Below are 17392 nucleotides of genomic sequence, written 5' to 3' on the forward strand. Positions count from 1 at the left end.
TTCGTTACCTGGGCTGCCACAAAGCAGATTGCCACGCTTGTACGGAATGTTACAGGCGAGGTAGAATGCGTGGCAGCCCTTTCTTCATTTGAAATAAATTTTTTGTTCACGACATAACACAAGGGATACGTGCAGACATGCCGAATTTATTAACATGATAAAATATCCGCTAAACCGATACTTCAGCCTGAAACAGCTGATATTCTTCATCCTATTCCTGTCCCTCCTGCTCGGATTGCGGTTGCTATGGCTCAACGCCAATGCCATACCCGACCAGCCCTTGGCTACCCAAGGGATACTGGACCTGAGGAATTGGGACTTCGAGCGGAACCGAACCATCTATTTGAACGGGGAATGGGAGTTTTACCCGAATCAGTTCATTTCTCATCAGGACACGCAGGGAAATCAAATGATTGCGCCCTCTCACATTCAAGTACCTGGAGACTGGAGGAGCGGCTTTTCAGAAATAAAGGACAGCCCTTACGGGTATGGCACCTACCGGCTCCGTATTCTGGTCGGGAAGGAGCAAACACAGCCTTACGGCTTCTGGATTCAAAAAGTTGAAGCTGCATCCCAGGTCGAAATTAACGGCCTTCCTGAACCGAGTTTCGGCGTGCTGGCAAAACAAGAAGCGGACTATGATCCAAAGGCAGTATCCTACACGGCTACTTACATTGCAGGCGATCACAAAGTAATTGAACTGCTCGTACGTGCAGCCAACTTTGACAATCCCGTCAGAGGAGGCATCACCAGTTCGATCCGTTTTGGCTTGCAAGGGGCCATTGATAACCAACGGATGTATTCACTGGGTTTCCAATTAATTGCTTTTTTTATTTTGCTGCTGCATGGTTTGTACGCCGGGATGTTGTTCTTCTTCAATCCCAAGCAGAAATTATTTATCGTGTTTTTGCTCATGCTTTTTACTGTCAGCATTGCTATCGTTGCCGATAATGATTCCATTCTGCTATTGTGGCTGCCGATCAACTATACCTGGGGTTTTAAAATCAGATTGTTGTCTTATCTCTGGATATCCTATTCCATGATTGAACTGACCAGGAGTTTCTTCGCAGTCGGGAAGCCTGTACTGCCCTTCCAGGTGTACCGTATCGCGCTTTATATCTATTCATTCGTGGTATTGGTCGCACCGATTGATTTTGTACTGTATACAGCCAGTGTCGGCAATATTTTCATCCTGCTCTATCTGCCGCCGATACTCGGCGTGGTTTACCTGATCGGGAAAATGATCTTCAAAAATCAACAGGATGCGGTCTATTTATTTGCTGCAGCTACCGGTATCTTATCGAACGTCATGTGGGGGATTTATGTCTACAGCAACCCCGCGGACAACACGTACTACCCGGTCGACATCATTGCGTCGATCATCGGGTTTTCCGCTTACTGGTTCAAGCAGTATTTCCGCAAATCCAAGGAAAATGCCCGGCTCAATGAGCAGCTTCAGCAATCAGATAAGCTAAAAGATGAATTTCTCGAAAATACGTCCCACGAGCTGAGAACGCCGTTGCACGGCATCATCAATATTGCTCAGACCATTGTCGCCAATGAAAAGCAATCCCTGAATGAAAAGAGCTTCAAGGATCTTGAGCTGCTGGTTACAATCGGTCGGCGCATGTCATTTTTAGTTAACAATCTTCTCGACACCGTCAAGCTGCAGGATCAGAAGATCAGGCTTCAGCAGGAACCTGTCCGTATCCAATCCGCTGCTTCCGGCGTGATAGACATGCTCGCGTTTTTGACAAGCGGCAAACCAATCAAGCTCCAAATGAACATTAACGAGACGTTCCCGCTTGTCTATGCCGATGAAAAAAGACTGGTGCAGATTCTGTTCAATCTGTTGCATAATGCGATCAAATTCACGGACGCAGGGAAGATTGTCATCACCGCTGAAGCCAGAGGAGATCAGGCGGTTATCCATGTCTCCGATACAGGATCAGGAATTAATGCCGATACCCGAGAACGCGTCTTTAACCGATACGAACAGGGAGATATAAGGACAAACAATGGGGGGCTGGGGCTGGGATTAAGCATTTGTAAACAGCTAGTAGAGCTGCACGAAGGTGAACTGACTGTAGCTTCTGCGCCAGGCAAAGGTTCCGTCTTCTCATTCACACTCCCGCTGGCTCACGCTGCACAGACGGAGGGGAGTGCCGAGGCTGCGGCAGCTTCGGATTCGGAAAAAGTGGCAATGGAGAATATCCCTAGCCTTGATGTGCATCAGGACATAGCAACTTTATCCGATATGTGGACGGCTTTGCAGGATTCCAACTCCACTGCTTACAGCGGTAAACTGAATATACTGGCCGTTGACGATGATCCGGTCAATCTGAAGGTGCTGTTAAGCATTCTTTCTTCGGATCAGTACCATATCCAAACAGCCATGTCAGGTGCTGAAGCTGTAAGTCTGCTCGTCTCCCGGCGATGGGACCTGCTCATTTGCGATGTGATGATGCCCCACATGTCCGGTTATGAGCTGACGCGCATTGTTCGGGAACGCTTTAAAATTTCTGAACTGCCCATACTGCTGCTGACGGCACGAAGTCAACCGGAAGACATCTATGCCGGATTTCTATCCGGCGCCAACGATTACGTCGTCAAACCCGTCGACGCTCTGGAGCTGCGCTACCGGGTATGGTCATTAACAGCCTTGAGGCAATCAGTAAACGACAGCCTTCGTATGGAGGCCGCTTACCTGCAAGCGCAAATTCAGCCGCATTTTCTGTTCAATACGCTCAATTCCATTATGGCGCTGAGTACTATTGATCCCGAAAAAATGCGCAAGCTTGGAGAAGCATTCACCTCATACCTTCGCATCAGCTTCAACTTTATGAATGCCGAGCGGCTTGTGCCTCTGTCCCATGAGCTGGAGCTTGTACGAGCATATCTGTATATTGAAGAAGAAAGATTCGGGGAACGGCTGCATATTGAATGGGATATCGGCCGGAATATTACACTGATGCTCCCGCCGCTGACCATCCAGCCGCTGGTTGAGAATGCGGTCCGGCATGGACTGCTTCGCAGATCGGCTGGCGGCACCCTGATCATTCGGATTACTGACCGCGGCGGAGATACGTTATTTGAGGTCATAGACAACGGTACTGGGATAGAGCAACCGTTAGTTAAGCAGTTGCTCGACAACTCCCATCGGGGCAAGGGCGGAATCGGCCTGTCCAATACAAACCGTCGGCTGGTCCAACTGTACGGTCAGGGTCTGATTATTCACAGCAAACCCGGGGAAGGTACGACGGTATCCTTCACGATTCCTAAACCAGCCTCCTCTTTAACAGGAACAGGAAAAACACCGTTCGCGTAACCATATTGACAGTTCAAAAGAGCCTTCGTCTCCCCTGACGTACATCGGGAGATGAAGGCTCTTTGATGATTGTAATCTTAGTCGATCAGCTTTACTGCTTGCAGGAAGCGGTCCAGAATAGCCGCTGCCTCAGCGCGAGTTGCCTGATCGCCAGGACGCAGGCTCAGACTGCTGTCATGCTTGAATAATCCTGCTGCCACTCCATCTTGCACAGCCTGAAGCGCCCAATTGCTGATTTGTCCGGCATCCTTGAATTGCAACTGCTGGCTATGATTCGCAAGATTATCGATCCGCTCTGTCAGAACGATCGCACGCGAGAACATGACCGCCAATTCTTCACGGCTCACCGGCTGCTGCGGACGGAACAGCCCATCAGCATACCCTTGTACCAGTCCGGCAGATACGGCTGCATTCAGATCATTTTGCAGTGCTGCATCTTTTACGTCATTAAAGGCTGCTGTCCCCTGATAGTCCGACAAGCCAAGGCCACGAACAAGCAGATGAACAATTTGCCCACGTGTTACCGGAGCCTCGGGCGTGAATGCATCCGAATTTGTGCCTTTTACAAGCGCTTTAGAAGCAAGCTTCTCTACGGCATTCTGCGCCCAGTGGCCTTGCAGATCGGCAAAGGATTTATCCCCTTGAACAAGCGCATACTCGCCGCTGCCCAGTTGATGGATCACTGCGAAATAGCTGCCGTCCGGTTGCCGGGCGAAAGTGGCGGGAACTGGCGCCCACACTCCTGATGCGGAAAGTTTAAGTACAGCTGTATGAGCCGGATCCAGGCTGCCTGCAGCAAACGTCTGATCTGCAAATATAGGGCTTGCCGGCTTCCACACTGCCGCTTGGCCTTCTTGATTGATCAATGAGACTTCAAAGTCCACCTTGCCAAGCGTTGTAAATCCGTTCTCCGTCAGAGCAGGCTTTACTTCTCCGTCTTTCTTGCCCAGCGATACGTTAACATGCTTGATTTGATCCAGCTTGATTGCGGCAAGCGGCAGGCTGTAGCTGCCAAGGTCGCTTACAACAATCAATTGTGCTTTTTTGCTGCCTTTGGCTGCCGCTTCTTTCACGATGCGGGCATCCAGTTCAAAGGTAATCCGGCTTGCGTTTTTATTTACTGGAACATGAACAATGAAGCTGTCAATTCCCTCTTTGGCTGCTTTCAGCTCTGCCAGCGCTTTGTCAACATCCAACGCCGCAAGCAGATGCCCTTGGGAGATTTCCTTCGGCTTCAGTATGCTGGTCAATTCCAGCTTGGTGCCTGCCGCAGGTGTAGTTCCCGCCGGGAGGGATGGTTTGGCTTCTTGTTCTTCTTCCGCTTGTCCTCCTGAGCCGCCATTGGATGGGGCGCTCGGATAGTTAGGACTGGATGCCGGTTTGATTTTGTACAACGCAGATTCATAGGGCTTGAGAGATACCTTCAATTGACTTTGCGTTTCAGCAAAGGTCAGTGTCTTCTCTTCCCCGGTCCACAGGTTGGTCACGATATATTTATTGGCAACCGGAATGCCGGCGCGGGTGTAGCTCATTGAGCGCTCCGCAGCAGCATTGGCATAATTGAACAATGCCGCGTAGTAATTTCCTTTATCTTCAAGAATAAACATATCGGCTGCGCTTTGACCTGTGTTGCCTTCCAGCGGACGGAATGCTTTCCCGATTCTGGCTACATGATTGACAGCCGGATTCGTCATCAATTTTTCCATCAATTCTTGCGCTCTCTCGTCTCTGACATCATCAGAGCCCAGATACAGCGTCCCCGAGATCGCCAGTGCGTTCACACGGGATTGGGCCGCCTCGAACGTTTCTCCCTTCAACAGGGTCATATAGTCCGGGTCCGTATAATGATAGATCGTACCGTCCTGCCACCAGCCGTAAGTCAAATTGTTCAATTGATATTCCGTACTGCCGATGGTACCCTCAATGTCACAGGAGATTCGTCTGCTGTGCGCATACTGGCTTGGGAACAGCGGCGCGATCGAAGCGCTGACAAACATTTTCCCGTCAAGCACCTGATTGACATAAGCCATCCCTTCGTTATAAGCCTGGATGCCGGTTTGAGCATCCTGATTGTAGTGGACGCCTTCAAAAGCGCCATGGCTCAGGAAGTCCAGCTTGATGAATTCAAAACCAAGGGACAAGAAACGATTCATATAATAGTCAATCCGCAGCTTCGTTCCGGGATGGGTAGGGTCTACAGCGTATGCGCCGTCCACTGTAGGCAGTATGTTGCCGTCATGGTCGCGAAGCACGATATCCCCATAGGTGTATGCTCCGTCGGTGCCTTCGACTACCTGATTCATGTTAATGCCCCAATAAACGAATGGAGCATAATAAATGCCTGCACGCTGGTCGTTGCTGTGAATATGCTTGACCAGATTGCCGAGTTCTTCATCGTCCATATTATCCCAGTAGGAGTCAAGATTAATATAAACATCGCCGTTGTTGTTAAAATCATTGTGCTGAAGTTTTTCCTTGTAATAATCCGAGGTTTGAATCGCAATATCATAGCTCAAATTGCTTTCATGCGCGCCCCAACTGTTCCAGCCGAACGGCACGCCGGTCGGGATGCCTTCGCCAAATGCCAGTGGCGGAGCAATTTCCGCATTGGCGCGGCCATAAGCTTCCATACCGGTGCGATAATCAGAATAGTAGCCGACCATCACTTTAGGAGACTTCACAACAGTACCTGTCACCTTGCCATGCTCAAGCTTGTCATGAGTCGAAGCTTCCGAAGAGAAACCGCCATACACGCTCAGCTTGTTCAATCGATTGTTATTGCCGCTCCAGTAGATGCCGGTCTTCCAGGTGTCATGCGTAACCGAACCGATAACCAATCCTTTGCGGCTCGTATTGTCATAAATAGCGGTCAGCTCCGAACTAACATAATGTTCATTATTCAGATAGGTGTTCATCGATTTGGACTGGTATCTGGACCACATGTCGTTATCGAACGGAGCAATAAGTACACGGTTGTCATCATAACTGCCGATATCAATCGCGCCGGTTCTGTCCACGACAATTGGCGCCACATAATTCGTACTGATTGGCGTATCGCTTTCAACAACGGTCTCGGTCAGAAAATGGTCTGCTTCCTCGTACAGATAATACTTTTGCTTCATGGTTGGAAGACCTTCCCCGGTATTCACAACCGTCAATTCGATCCCTTTGCCGATGCCATCCTGGAAAGGTACCGGAGGCTGCACATCCAATTGATGCAGGGTATAATCGGTATTCTTCAAAAGAGTATCCAACTGGACGCTGCTCGTTACACCTTGGGCTACAACCTTGCCGCCCCACTTATATTGGGCAAATCCGGTTTCAGTGTTGTATTGAACCTGATACTTGCCAGTCGAAGCGACAATACCTTGGGTATACTTCGCTACCGTCACCGCTCCATACTGGGATTGGCTAATCAAGGCGCCGATATCGCCGTCTTCTTCGTTGCCTGGTTCGGGGTTGGAGCCGCCGTCATAAAATATTTTGATTTTGTCGATATCCGGAGAATAGTCATTACCATCGCTGAACAGAATTGTGTTAGCGCCTTCATGGAGATACAAGTCAATTGTATATTCCCCGACTACTTCCCAGCTTTCGGTCTCTGGAGGACTGAGGCTCCCTAATTCATCTCCGTTAACGCTTACAGTAAATGACCGTTTCGAGCCAGATATGTAGTAAACGACCATTTTGTAGATGCCGCTTCTGCTTGCTTGAACGTTAGTAAATTTTATTGAGGAACCATGATACAGATCGCCTACTTTTTGACTGCCGGAACAAGCCGTGCAATTAGACACTTTGGCGTTGCCGGAAAGTTCATTCTCCGCAGCTTCTGCCTCATAGGTTGTGCCAGTCGAATTCCCGCCTGCAAATACCAGATCGATCTTGTCGATGTCCGGGGAATAGCCGCCGTTATCGCTGATCAGGATTGTGTTGACGCCTTCATGCAACAGAATTTCAATTGTGTATTGGCCAACCGTATCCCAGGTCGCTGTTTTGGGAGGACTGTATGGTTCCAGCTCTCCGCCGTTAGCGCTTACAGAAAATGGCCTTGGATCACCTGAAAGATACGATACGGTCATCTTGTAGATACCGCTTTCAGGAACAACCACTTCATTGAATTGCAATGAGGCCCCTTGGTACAGCCCTCCTACCTTCTTCCCGCCTGAGCAGGGCTCGCAATTGCTGACACTTGCATTTCCGGTAAAAATATTACCATCTGCCTCCGCCTCAAAAGTCAAGGCAGCTGGCTCTGCCGCTGAATTCCCCGCGAAAAACAGCGGGGTAACGGGCAGCAGCAGCGCAACCAGCAAAGAGGCGATGACCACTTTAAATGTTTTCATTTTTAATGCGTTCATCTTCATTTACCTCTCCATTCTTGATTTTAATTTTGAATAGCTTCGATTCGGCAGATTCCAAATTAACGGTCAGATTTCCTTGTCCTTCCTGCTGCGTCTGCTCCCACAGGTCAAAGACTTCATAGTGCGCTTCAATCTCCAGTCCAAGCTGTTGCACATCCACCGTACGGACAGCAGACTGTACGGCATCATAATTGAAGACAGCTACATAGACGCTATTCTCGTTCACATGCAAGGCGAAGATATTTGCCGATCCTTCCTGCACCGGACTGTCAATCGGAACAAAGGTTTTGCCAAGACGCGCAATCTCGAGGACGGACTCATTCGACAGCCATGCACAGGCACGCGATGCCGCCTCCTCTACCCGGTAATCATCCCCCAGCAAAAATACGGTTCCGGAAATAACAGAAGCAGTCAGGCGACTTCTGCCTTCTTGCCTTGTTGTTGCTTCATGATTAAAGCTCTTGTACAATACGCAGTGATCCGGATCATTAAAGCGGTAAACAGCATCGTTCAACCACCAGCCATGGGTCAGGGAATTGAGCATATATTCCGTATCATGCAGCGTTCCGAACGCATCACAGGAGACGCGGCGGCTATGGGCAAATTGATGCGGGAATATGGGGGCGATGGACAAATTAATGAAGAATGGGCGTCCGACACGCTCAGGCGACAACCGCTCTGCCAGATAGGACAAGCCGAAATGGTAAGCTGCCATGCCTGTCGTAATCGCCGGATCATGATGCGTTCCTTCCAAAGCGCCATGCCCCATGAAATCCAGCTTGATATAGTCAAATTCTTCTGCAATAAACTGATCCATGTACCAGTCAATTCGCTGCAAAGCGCCGGGATGGGTCGGATCAATCGCCAGGCCGCCGTCCAGATCAGGCAGCACTTCACCTTCCGAATCCCGCAGCAGCAAGTCTTTATACGTATAGCGGCCTCCCGTGCCCTCTACTTCACGGTCAAACTCGGATGGTCCTCCCCAGAAGGCAAACGGAGTCCAATACGTACCAGCCTTATGGCCATTGCCGTGGACCAGATCGACGGCATCCTTGATTTGCTGCTGCGTAAGATTGGTCCAGAAGGAGTCGAAATTGACGTAAGCCGTGCCTTCATTGCGAAATGCCGGCAGTTCCGTTTTGAAGAAATCGCTTGTTGCAGCATACAGGTCATAATCCAGCCGGTCTGCCGCAGCAGACCAGCTATTCCAACCAAAAGGAACGCCTTCCTTCCATTCCAACGGGGGAGCAATGATTGCGTTCGCACGGCCGAATGCCTCCAGCCCATTGCGGTAATCCGATTCGAAGCTGATCCACACAAGCGGCGATACAATCTTGCTGCCTGTAACATAGCCGTGCGGCAAGGAATCGCGGGTTAGCTCAGAAGCCGCTCCCCCGAACACCTCCAGATTTTCAATCTGGCCGGTTGCGTTCCCCTTCACCCGAATTCCTGTCTTCCACAGATCATGCGTCAGGGAGCCGACAACCAGTCCCTGACGGCTCTCCCGACGGTAAATCGCTGACGCTTCATAACTTTCCGTCTCGCATGGCAGCGGGTACGCTGCGTAACGAACCCACTTGTCATTATCGAACGGCACGCGCAGAACGGTCAGTTCATCTTCCCCGCAGCTTCCAGCAGGCGCAATGACAGAGGAAGACTGAATGACGGCAAAACGGTTGATCTTCAGTCGTTCCGAGCCAGACAGCTCCGCTCGAATCAGGACGAAGCCGCCTTCCTCATAGAGGAAGCAATGCTGCAGAAGTGATGGCAGGCTGCCATCTTCCATTTCATGCAGAATTGTGACATGCACCCCTTTGCCAAAGCCATCCATTACCTGGACCGGGGCGCCGGTCAATGTATGCTTTCGGTAGTTGTGCGTGCCGACCATGCGGCCCTGCCATCTGAACTGTACCGACGCCTCGCGAACTTCGCTGCCGTTTGCACCAGTATACGTGGTTGTTCCTGATTGAAGATCGAACTGGACAGCTGCCCTCCCGTTGTCCAGATGAAGAAGGGAAGAAGAGCTTTGTATGCCGTCAATTCTGATACTGCCCTCTGTCATTTACGTTGCCTCCTTACTCTTTGGTACCCCAAAGTTTTATGCGTTCTTGATACTTCTTGTTGATGATCTCTTCAACTTTGCTGTCGCCAGCTTTCTTCATATCTTCCAGCATTTTATCGAAGATTGCGTTAGCGTCTGCTTCGCTTGATGCAATAATAGCTTTCGTAATGCTTTGGTCCATTATATCTTTCACTTTCTGGGCAACGAGCGCCTCAGGCGTACCGCCGTCAGGGTTCAGATTGTCGTATGGAGCCGTGTCCCATGTAGAATCGCCAAGACTTTTAATAGCCTGGTTGTCGACTTCGTTACGCTCATATTTAACTACCATATCATAAGGCTGACCATCGCTATCCAGACCGTTCTTGATGAACCACAGCCATTTGCGAACGCCGTATTTCTTCACAGCCTCATCCCAGTTGTCTTTATAGCTTTTCAGCAGTTCTTCATTCGGTACTTTCTTGCCATCTACACGCTCCCAGTCTTTTCCTTCCAGGCCCCATAGCAGCAAGTGCTGGCCTTCTTCGCTAGACAGGAAGTTGAACAGCTTCATTGTAGCTTCAGGATGCTTGTTGTTCTTGGTAATACCGATCGCATCCCATCCGAGAGAGCTTCTTGGTCCAAATGTTGTTTTCGCAGCATCATTGCCCGGCGCCACAACTTTGTAAGCAAACAATTGGTTATCGACTCCGCCGTCTTTCTTTAGCGCAGTGTTGGGGGTGCCTGGGTCCCAGTAAGCGCCTGGAGTTGCGAATACCTGTCCGCCCGCCAGCTTCTGCTCCCAGATTTGCTTTTTGCTAATGGCAAATTCCTTCTCGATCAGGCCCTGTCTGTACAAGCTGTTCATGTAGAGCAACATTTCACGGTATTTCGGATCTTTCACATCGTATTCCAGTTTCCCATTGTTCTCATAGTAGGTTTTCATTCCCCACATTCCTTTGAACGTGCCCAGGTTTGCACCCATGTTCTCCCCGTTCATTGTCATCGGAATGGATTCTTTGCCGTCGATTTGTTTATGCTTGCTCTTGAAATCTTTCAACAGAGCTTCGAATTCTTCGGTGGTTAGCGGTTTGCTGCCGTCTGCTTTGTCCGGAGCAAGCTCCTGCAACAGGCTGCGTCTCATCAGCATACCGAATACCGGATCAGTGTCCAGGGAGTACCAGTTGGCCATGTAGTAGTTCTTGCCGTCTGAATAGCGGGTCTTGACCAGCGTATCGCCATACATTTCTTTAATATCCGATCCATATTGATCAATCAGATCATTCAGAGGGATGAATGCGCCGGTGGAAATATACTTTTCCAAAGAGGCATCCCCTCTGCTCATCACCACAACATCGGGATAGTCCCCGCTTGCAAGCATCAGGCTCAGCTTCTCTGTCGGATTACCGGTCGGCTGTTGAATTTCAAGCTTTATCCCGGTACGTTTTGTAATCTCTTGAGCGATGGCGTTGGTGAACGGCTCACCCTTCGTATTCGCGTCAAACCAGGAAAGTGTAATCGGTCCTTCCGTATCTGAACCTGTCTTTGTTTCGTTTTTGTTAGAAGCGCACCCAACAAGCAAGCTGGAAGCCAATGCAACAACAAGGCTAATTTTTATCCATCTTTTTTTCGTAGACACCCTGATTCCTCCCAAGTAGATACGTAATATATTCCCTGCAACGAAGCAAACGCCTGACGCTCACCTCCCTTCATGGCGGCCTGGATCACCCCCGGCAGCGAAGTAATTTGCTTGATTAACTTTTAACGGCGCCAAGCGTCATCCCTTTGACAAAATACTTTTGCAAGAACGGATAGACAATGACAATCGGCAAGGTCGCAACCATCGTCGCCGCCATCCGGATGGTGTTGCTGGACACTGCGTTGCGTTTGGCGGAATCCGCCAGCATCTGTGCCGAGGATACCATGTTTTCGGTCTGGAACTGGTTCAGGATTTTAACAAGCACGGCTTGCAATGTCTTCAGATCATTGCTGTACGTAAAGGCATAAGAATCAAACCATGCATTCCAGTGTCCGATTGCCTGAAACAACCCGATTGTCGCCAGTACAGGCGTCGTCAGCGGAAGTATAATGCGGAAGAAGATCGTCAGATCATTGGCTCCGTCCACCTTCGCGGACTCCTCTACTTCTATCGGAAGCTGCTCCATAAAGGTTCTTACAATAATCATATAGAACACGTTCATCAGACCCGGCAGAATGAATACGGAGAACGTATCAATCATGTTCAGCGTCTTGAGCACCATGTAGTACGGTATCAATCCGCCGCCAAAGTACATCGTAAAGATAAAGTACAAGTTGAAGCTCTTGCGTCCAAGAAGCTGCCTGCGGCTAAGCGGATAAGCCAGCATCGTAATGACCAGTACAGACAGCGGTGTCCCGATGACCGTACGCTTGATTGTAACCCAAATTCCGTTCAAAATTTCGGTATCATTCAAAATCTGCTGATAGCTGTTAAATGTAATATCCCTTGGCCAGAAGTATATGCCGCCGCGAACGGTGTCGCCCGCGCTATTCAAGGACAGGACAAGAATGTTCCAGAAGGGCAGAAACGTGACCAGCAAAACCGCCACTAAAAAGACATAAACAAAAAGCTTGAACACATAATCTCCGTATTTTTCCAAAGCCATCTCAAGCGCTCCTCTCCGTTTTTTTGTCTTAAAACAACGCTTGATCGTTCATCCTCTTGGCAATCTGGTTCACGATAACGACAAGAATAAATGCGACCACCGATTTGAACATCCCTACAGCCGCCCCGTAGGAGAACATGCTGTTCTGCAATCCGTACTTGTAGGCATAAATATCGATGACTTCCGAATATTCAAGAACCGTATTATTTTGCAGCAAATATTGCTGATCGAATCCTGCGTTCAGAATACCTCCGATTGCCAGAATCGCCAGAATCACGATCGTTGGACGGAGGGAGGGCAGCGTAATATGGTACATTTGACGAAAGCGGCTCGCTCCGTCGACTCGCGCTGCTTCATACAACTCGGGGTTGATGGCGGAAATAGCGGCCAGATACATAATGGCGCTAAACCCCATTTCCTTCCACATATTCGATAATGCAATAATCCACCAGAACAACGGCCCGTTTTGCAAAAAGGCAATCGGTTCCTTGACGATCCCCAGCGCAACCAGAATGCTGTTGATCATCCCGTCGGAGGAAAGCATAGTGACAATAATATTGGCTGCAATAACCCAGGAAATAAAATGAGGCAAATATGAAACCGTTTGCGTAAAGCGCTTGAAAAAACCATTCTTTGCTTCATTCAGCATCAGGGCAAGCAGGATTGGCGCCGGGAAACCGAAGAACAGGGACAGCAGGCTTGTTGCCAGCGTATTGCGCATGACCCTGTAGAAATCCCCCGTCGTAAAGAAATATTCGAACCACCTCAAACCGACGAATTCCGCACGGAAAAATTGCTCAAAGAATGACCCGCCGCCAGGTTGATAGTTAATAAAGGCCATATACAAACCAAACATCGGCCCGTAGGAAAAAAACAATGTTGCAAGAAAGGCAGGCAGCATAAGCAAAAATAACCATTTTTGATCTTTTAGCCGATGGATTACTCCAGTGCCCCTGACTATTTGTATCGTGTTTTCTTGATTCATCAGGCACTCCTCCTGTTTTGATAATGAACAGATGCATAAGCTGCAACCTTATTTTGTTCTTATCCATCATCTTACGTCCCGGGAGGGCTAAGTTCTATACTAGAATCCACCGAATGATAACGCTTTTTAACTATCTTTCTGGACAGCTATTGTTGGATTTCGATATATTATTTACTATGATAGGTAAGCAAACATAAATGAATTACAAGGAAATATGGCTCAATCTAAAAATTAGTGGTTGACATCGAGGAGAGAACAGCGAAGGGGCAGAGGAATTCTGGAGAAACGAACGTGGTCGCCTTTTAAAGCCCGATTCCCCCTGCAAACCTCTATCCTATAAAGGAATCGGGCTTTAACAGCGACCGGAAGAATCCTCTGCCACGCAGCGTCCCCTCCACCTGGGGCTCAACCACTAATTTTGGTTTTGAGCCGGAAATATAGTGGAATATTAATATTAAAAAGCGAATTTTTGCAGGAGGCGATACGCTGTGTACGACATATTGCTTGTTGATGATGAGAAAATCGAGCTGGAGGCATTAGAGCATTATGTGCCCTGGGAGGCGATGGGACTCCGGGTTGCAGGTACAGCACGCAACGGCAAAGAAGCGCTGGAACAAATGAAAATGCTAGACCCGCAGATCGTAATAACGGACGTCCGCATGCCGGTCATGGACGGGCTGGAGTTTGCACGTCGGGCCAAGCAATTGAACGCCAATGTAAAGATTATATTTTTAAGCGGTCATAATGAATTTCAATATATTAAATCTGCATTGAATCTGGAAGCGTCCGGTTATTTGCTTAAGCCCGTGGATGTAAGTGAGCTCGGTGAAACTATGGAAAAGATGAAAAACAGGCTGGATTCTGAAGCTCTGCTTGTCCATTCGGCTGTTTCCATCTCAGAGGGACTGCTGTTCAAACTGCTGCATGAACCTTCACTTCAGCTCAGGCAGGAGCTTTCAGCCGAGTTGAAACTCGTTCAGCCTTCCCTGCATGCGGATGGATTGCTTGCTGCTTCCTATTTGATAGTTGCTCCTTCTGCGGAGAATGAGGGTACCATGAGCAATCCCCGTACATTGCTGCCGGGTGAAGGAGCCATACTGGGCGCGCATGATATATGGGTCAAGGTTCCTCCCCATGCCTGGTTCATCATGCATCATATCCCGATCGGACATGCTCATGCCGCCAAACAACTGCTGCGGACGTATTGGGAACGGTGGCAACATGAAAATCCTGACGGGACAGCTTCTGTTGTTGGCATATCCGCCCTTGGAAGCGGTTCCTTAAAACTGGAGGAGCTATACGACCGCTACACAGAAGCCAAAAATGCGGCTGAGGAACGATTCTTTGCGAGGACGGGGGCAGTAATTTTCTATGAAGAACTCCTTCCTGCAACAGCCACTGTCCCTGCTGTCGACCCGCTCATTAAAGAACTTGGCACTCTCGTTTCCAAAGGAATGCCGGGGCTGGCCGAGAAGCAAATCGGGCAATTTGTGGAGCAAGTACGACAGGAACGTGTCCAGCCTCGGCAAATCCGCTCGTCTGCGGTGCATATTATATCCGCGCTTGAGCAGCACTTCTCCGCCATGATTGCCCATACGCAGCCGGAACTGCTCATGATTGATCATTGGAAGAATGTTGCGGAGCAGATAACGCTGGAAGAAATCAGGGCATATCTCACTGATTACTGCATCCGGCTATGCTCTCTTGTTGCCGGGAAGGAGACCGATCGGAATGCGGCAGTCGTGCAGAAGATCACGGAATTTATTCAAGAGCACTATGGAAAATCGCTGACAGTGGAGAAGATTGCCGCCCATGTCTATCTCTCCCCTAACTATGTCCGCTCCCTGTTCAAAGAGCATACTGGAGAGACGATTCTGAACTACATCACTCAACTTCGAATGCAGAAGGCGTCTGAACTGTTGAAGCGGCCCGAACTTAAAATCCATGAGATTGCGCTGGCTGTCGGATATGAGAATACATCCTATTTTTGCTCCGTATTTCACAAGCATATGGGATGTACTCCTTCGGAATACCGGAACTCCATGAGCTACTAATAAAGGAGGCTCCCGCCGCCATGCGATATCTATACCAGAAATGGGTGTATGCACCCTTTGTTAATTTGAGCTTTCGCTCCAAAATGTTTGTCGTGTTCGTCCTGGTCACCATCATTCCGATGCTGCTGTTCGTCTACTTTTCATTTGATTTGACAAAGTCCAAGCTGACGGAACAGATTTATATCAATATGGTAACCTCTACAGCGCAAATTAATAAAAATCTGGAAAATAAGCTGGACAGTTACGATCGGATTTCCGCAGCCATTTATCTGGATAACCGGCTGTCCGGTTACCTGACTGAGGATTACGATGACAATCCCTCCTACCTGGAGGCTTACGGGTTCATCGGCAACAGCATTGATACGATTAAAACCGCTTATATGGATTTTGACGAAGTATTTATTTATTCAGATAATGCATCGCTGCCGAAAGACCATTACTATGTCTGGCCAATAACCGATGCGGATAAAAAATCCGAACTGTTCCGCCTGCTAAATAATTCTCACGGCAACCTTGTTTACCTGTCCTCCCCGCAGACGAAGGGTAGTCCCGCCATGTTCACGATGGCCAGGTATCTGAATAATAACAGAATTCAGTATCCTTACGGTATTCTCGTGTTCCGTATATCGGAATCGGTCATCTACTCCCTTATGGAAAAGGAAGCAGATGACAAGGATATTTTCATCGTGAATGAGGACGGCGTCATTTTGTCCGCAGCCGACAAGCAGTTGCTGAATACCAGCCTGCCAAAATTGCTCAACCTGAATCAAGACGGGCTGCCTGCGGGAAGGTTTGATGCCCTGTATAAAGGAGAGAAAGCGATAGCTGTCTCCAATTCGGTCAAAAACGGCTGGAAGACCGTATCGGTATTCCCGTATGAGCGGATCGTACAGGAGGCGCGGTCATTTGCCAATTTGATTTTGACGATTTCGCTTGCTTTTATTGCGATTGCACTGCTGCTGATCTATATTACCGCGCTGCTGTTCAGCAAACGCATTACGATATTAATCAAGATGGTCCGCCGTGTCGAACGGGGGGATTTTAGCCCTGCCGGACACCGCAACTTGGGGAGCGACGAAATCGGACAGCTTCATTTTGCCTTCGAGCAAATGACGATGCGTCTGAAAAATCTCATTACTGAGGTGTATCAGAAGGAAATTTCCGGTAAAGAGGCGGAACTGGAGCTGCTGCAGGCTCAGATTAACCCGCATTTTCTCTACAATACGCTAGGCTCTGTGTCCTCGCTTGCAATGAAACATAATGATCCGCGCATTCAGAGTATGGTCATCAATCTGGCGAAGTTTTATCGGATTTCGCTAAATAAGGGCAAAAGCATCCTTACGATTCAAGAGGAACTCAAGCTTACCCAGAGCTACGTTGCCATCCAGATGACACGCTTTGAAGGGCAGTTAAACATTACCTATTCCGTGGACGAGACGATACTTCCACACTCAACGGTGAAGCTGACCTTGCAGCCTTTTGTTGAAAACTCCATCGTTCACGCCTTATGGGATCAAGATAATAGCCTGAATATTCATATCAAGGGTGTCCTCGAAGGGGATGATATCGTATTGTCCGTCATTGATGACGGGGTAGGCATGAGCCGGCAGACAGTAGAGTCGCTGCTGCTGGAGCGGCCCGGGAGGGGCTATGGTATTATGAATGTCAATCGCAGAATAAAACTGAAATTTGGTGAAAACTACGGAGTGAAGGTATTCAGCCGCCCCGGCATTGGAACCACGGTACAAATTCGCCTGCCGCAAAAGGGCGTTATAGCAAAGTCGGAGTAAAATTCGACAAACGGCAGCTTCGGACGTTATAGCCGTCCTCAAGCTGCCGTTTGTTTTCTTAGACAATGTTACCTACTGACTGCTGCCGCTATTCACGGAATCCATTCAAATGATGTCTGTGATGCCTGTTTTTAATAGACATGATAGGCAAGCTATCTATCTTTTGCTTGAAAGAATCATTATATTGCGTATTT

Annotated in this window: 8 protein-coding genes; 3 read left to right on the forward strand and 5 right to left on the reverse strand. The window is 48.8% G+C overall.

Annotated elements, in window-relative coordinates; all coding sequences use genetic code 11:
- The first annotated feature begins 154 nt into the window (after positions 1 to 154).
- Positions 155 to 3328, forward strand: coding sequence for a hybrid sensor histidine kinase/response regulator (locus JFN88_RS02235; RefSeq protein WP_199017666.1), 3174 nt, complete (start codon positions 155 to 157; stop codon positions 3326 to 3328).
- A gap of 77 nt (positions 3329 to 3405) precedes the next feature.
- Here JFN88_RS02235 and JFN88_RS02240 read toward each other — a convergent pair whose 3' ends face one another.
- The 5 genes from JFN88_RS02240 to JFN88_RS02260 form a co-directional block, all read right to left on the reverse strand.
- The gene (locus JFN88_RS02240) at positions 3406 to 7683 is read right to left on the reverse strand and encodes an S-layer homology domain-containing protein (protein ID WP_199017667.1); all 4278 of its coding nucleotides are present in this window, start codon (positions 7681 to 7683) and stop codon (positions 3406 to 3408) included.
- A complete protein-coding gene (locus JFN88_RS02245; protein ID WP_199017668.1) occupies positions 7655 to 9748 on the reverse strand; it encodes an alpha-galactosidase in 2094 nt (697 codons plus the stop codon). The genes JFN88_RS02240 and JFN88_RS02245 overlap by 29 nt, the downstream gene beginning before the upstream one ends.
- A gap of 13 nt (positions 9749 to 9761) precedes the next feature.
- Positions 9762 to 11363 carry an extracellular solute-binding protein gene (locus JFN88_RS02250; protein ID WP_332908420.1) on the reverse strand — a complete coding sequence of 534 codons (1602 nt, stop codon included), beginning with the start codon at positions 11361 to 11363 and terminating at the stop codon, positions 9762 to 9764.
- Between the two features lie 115 nt (positions 11364 to 11478).
- Entirely contained in the window at positions 11479 to 12369 is an 891-nt protein-coding gene (locus JFN88_RS02255; protein ID WP_199017669.1) for a carbohydrate ABC transporter permease, read from the reverse strand.
- A gap of 28 nt (positions 12370 to 12397) precedes the next feature.
- Entirely contained in the window at positions 12398 to 13354 is a 957-nt protein-coding gene (locus tag JFN88_RS02260) for an ABC transporter permease (protein WP_199017670.1), read from the reverse strand.
- A 488-nt stretch (positions 13355 to 13842) separates the two neighbouring features.
- Between JFN88_RS02260 and JFN88_RS02265 the strand changes: the two genes are divergently transcribed.
- Positions 13843 to 15408: a response regulator transcription factor gene (locus tag JFN88_RS02265; protein WP_199017671.1), complete on the forward strand. Its 1566-nt coding sequence runs from the start codon at positions 13843 to 13845 to the stop codon at positions 15406 to 15408.
- A 20-nt stretch (positions 15409 to 15428) separates the two neighbouring features.
- Complete coding sequence (locus JFN88_RS02270; protein ID WP_199017672.1) at positions 15429 to 17198, forward strand: sensor histidine kinase; 1770 nt, start codon at positions 15429 to 15431, stop codon at positions 17196 to 17198.
- The last annotated feature ends 194 nt before the right edge of the window (positions 17199 to 17392 follow it).

The organism is Paenibacillus roseus (genome assembly GCF_016424485.1).
In the GTDB taxonomy this organism is placed as follows: Bacteria; Bacillota; Bacilli; order Paenibacillales; family Paenibacillaceae; genus Paenibacillus_D; species Paenibacillus_D roseus.

What these genes read in the sequence shown, in the direction of transcription:
- JFN88_RS02235 (WP_199017666.1), top strand. Translation starts at nt 155, where the DNA reads ATGATAAAATATCCGCTAAACCGATACTTCAGCCTGAAACAGCTGATA.
- JFN88_RS02240 (WP_199017667.1), bottom strand. Translation starts at nt 7,683, where the DNA reads ATGAACGCATTAAAAATGAAAACATTTAAAGTGGTCATCGCCTCTTTG.
- JFN88_RS02245 (WP_199017668.1), bottom strand. Translation starts at nt 9,748, where the DNA reads ATGACAGAGGGCAGTATCAGAATTGACGGCATACAAAGCTCTTCTTCC.
- JFN88_RS02255 (WP_199017669.1), bottom strand. Translation starts at nt 12,369, where the DNA reads ATGGCTTTGGAAAAATACGGAGATTATGTGTTCAAGCTTTTTGTTTAT.
- JFN88_RS02260 (WP_199017670.1), bottom strand. Translation starts at nt 13,354, where the DNA reads ATGAATCAAGAAAACACGATACAAATAGTCAGGGGCACTGGAGTAATC.
- JFN88_RS02270 (WP_199017672.1), top strand. Translation starts at nt 15,429, where the DNA reads ATGCGATATCTATACCAGAAATGGGTGTATGCACCCTTTGTTAATTTG.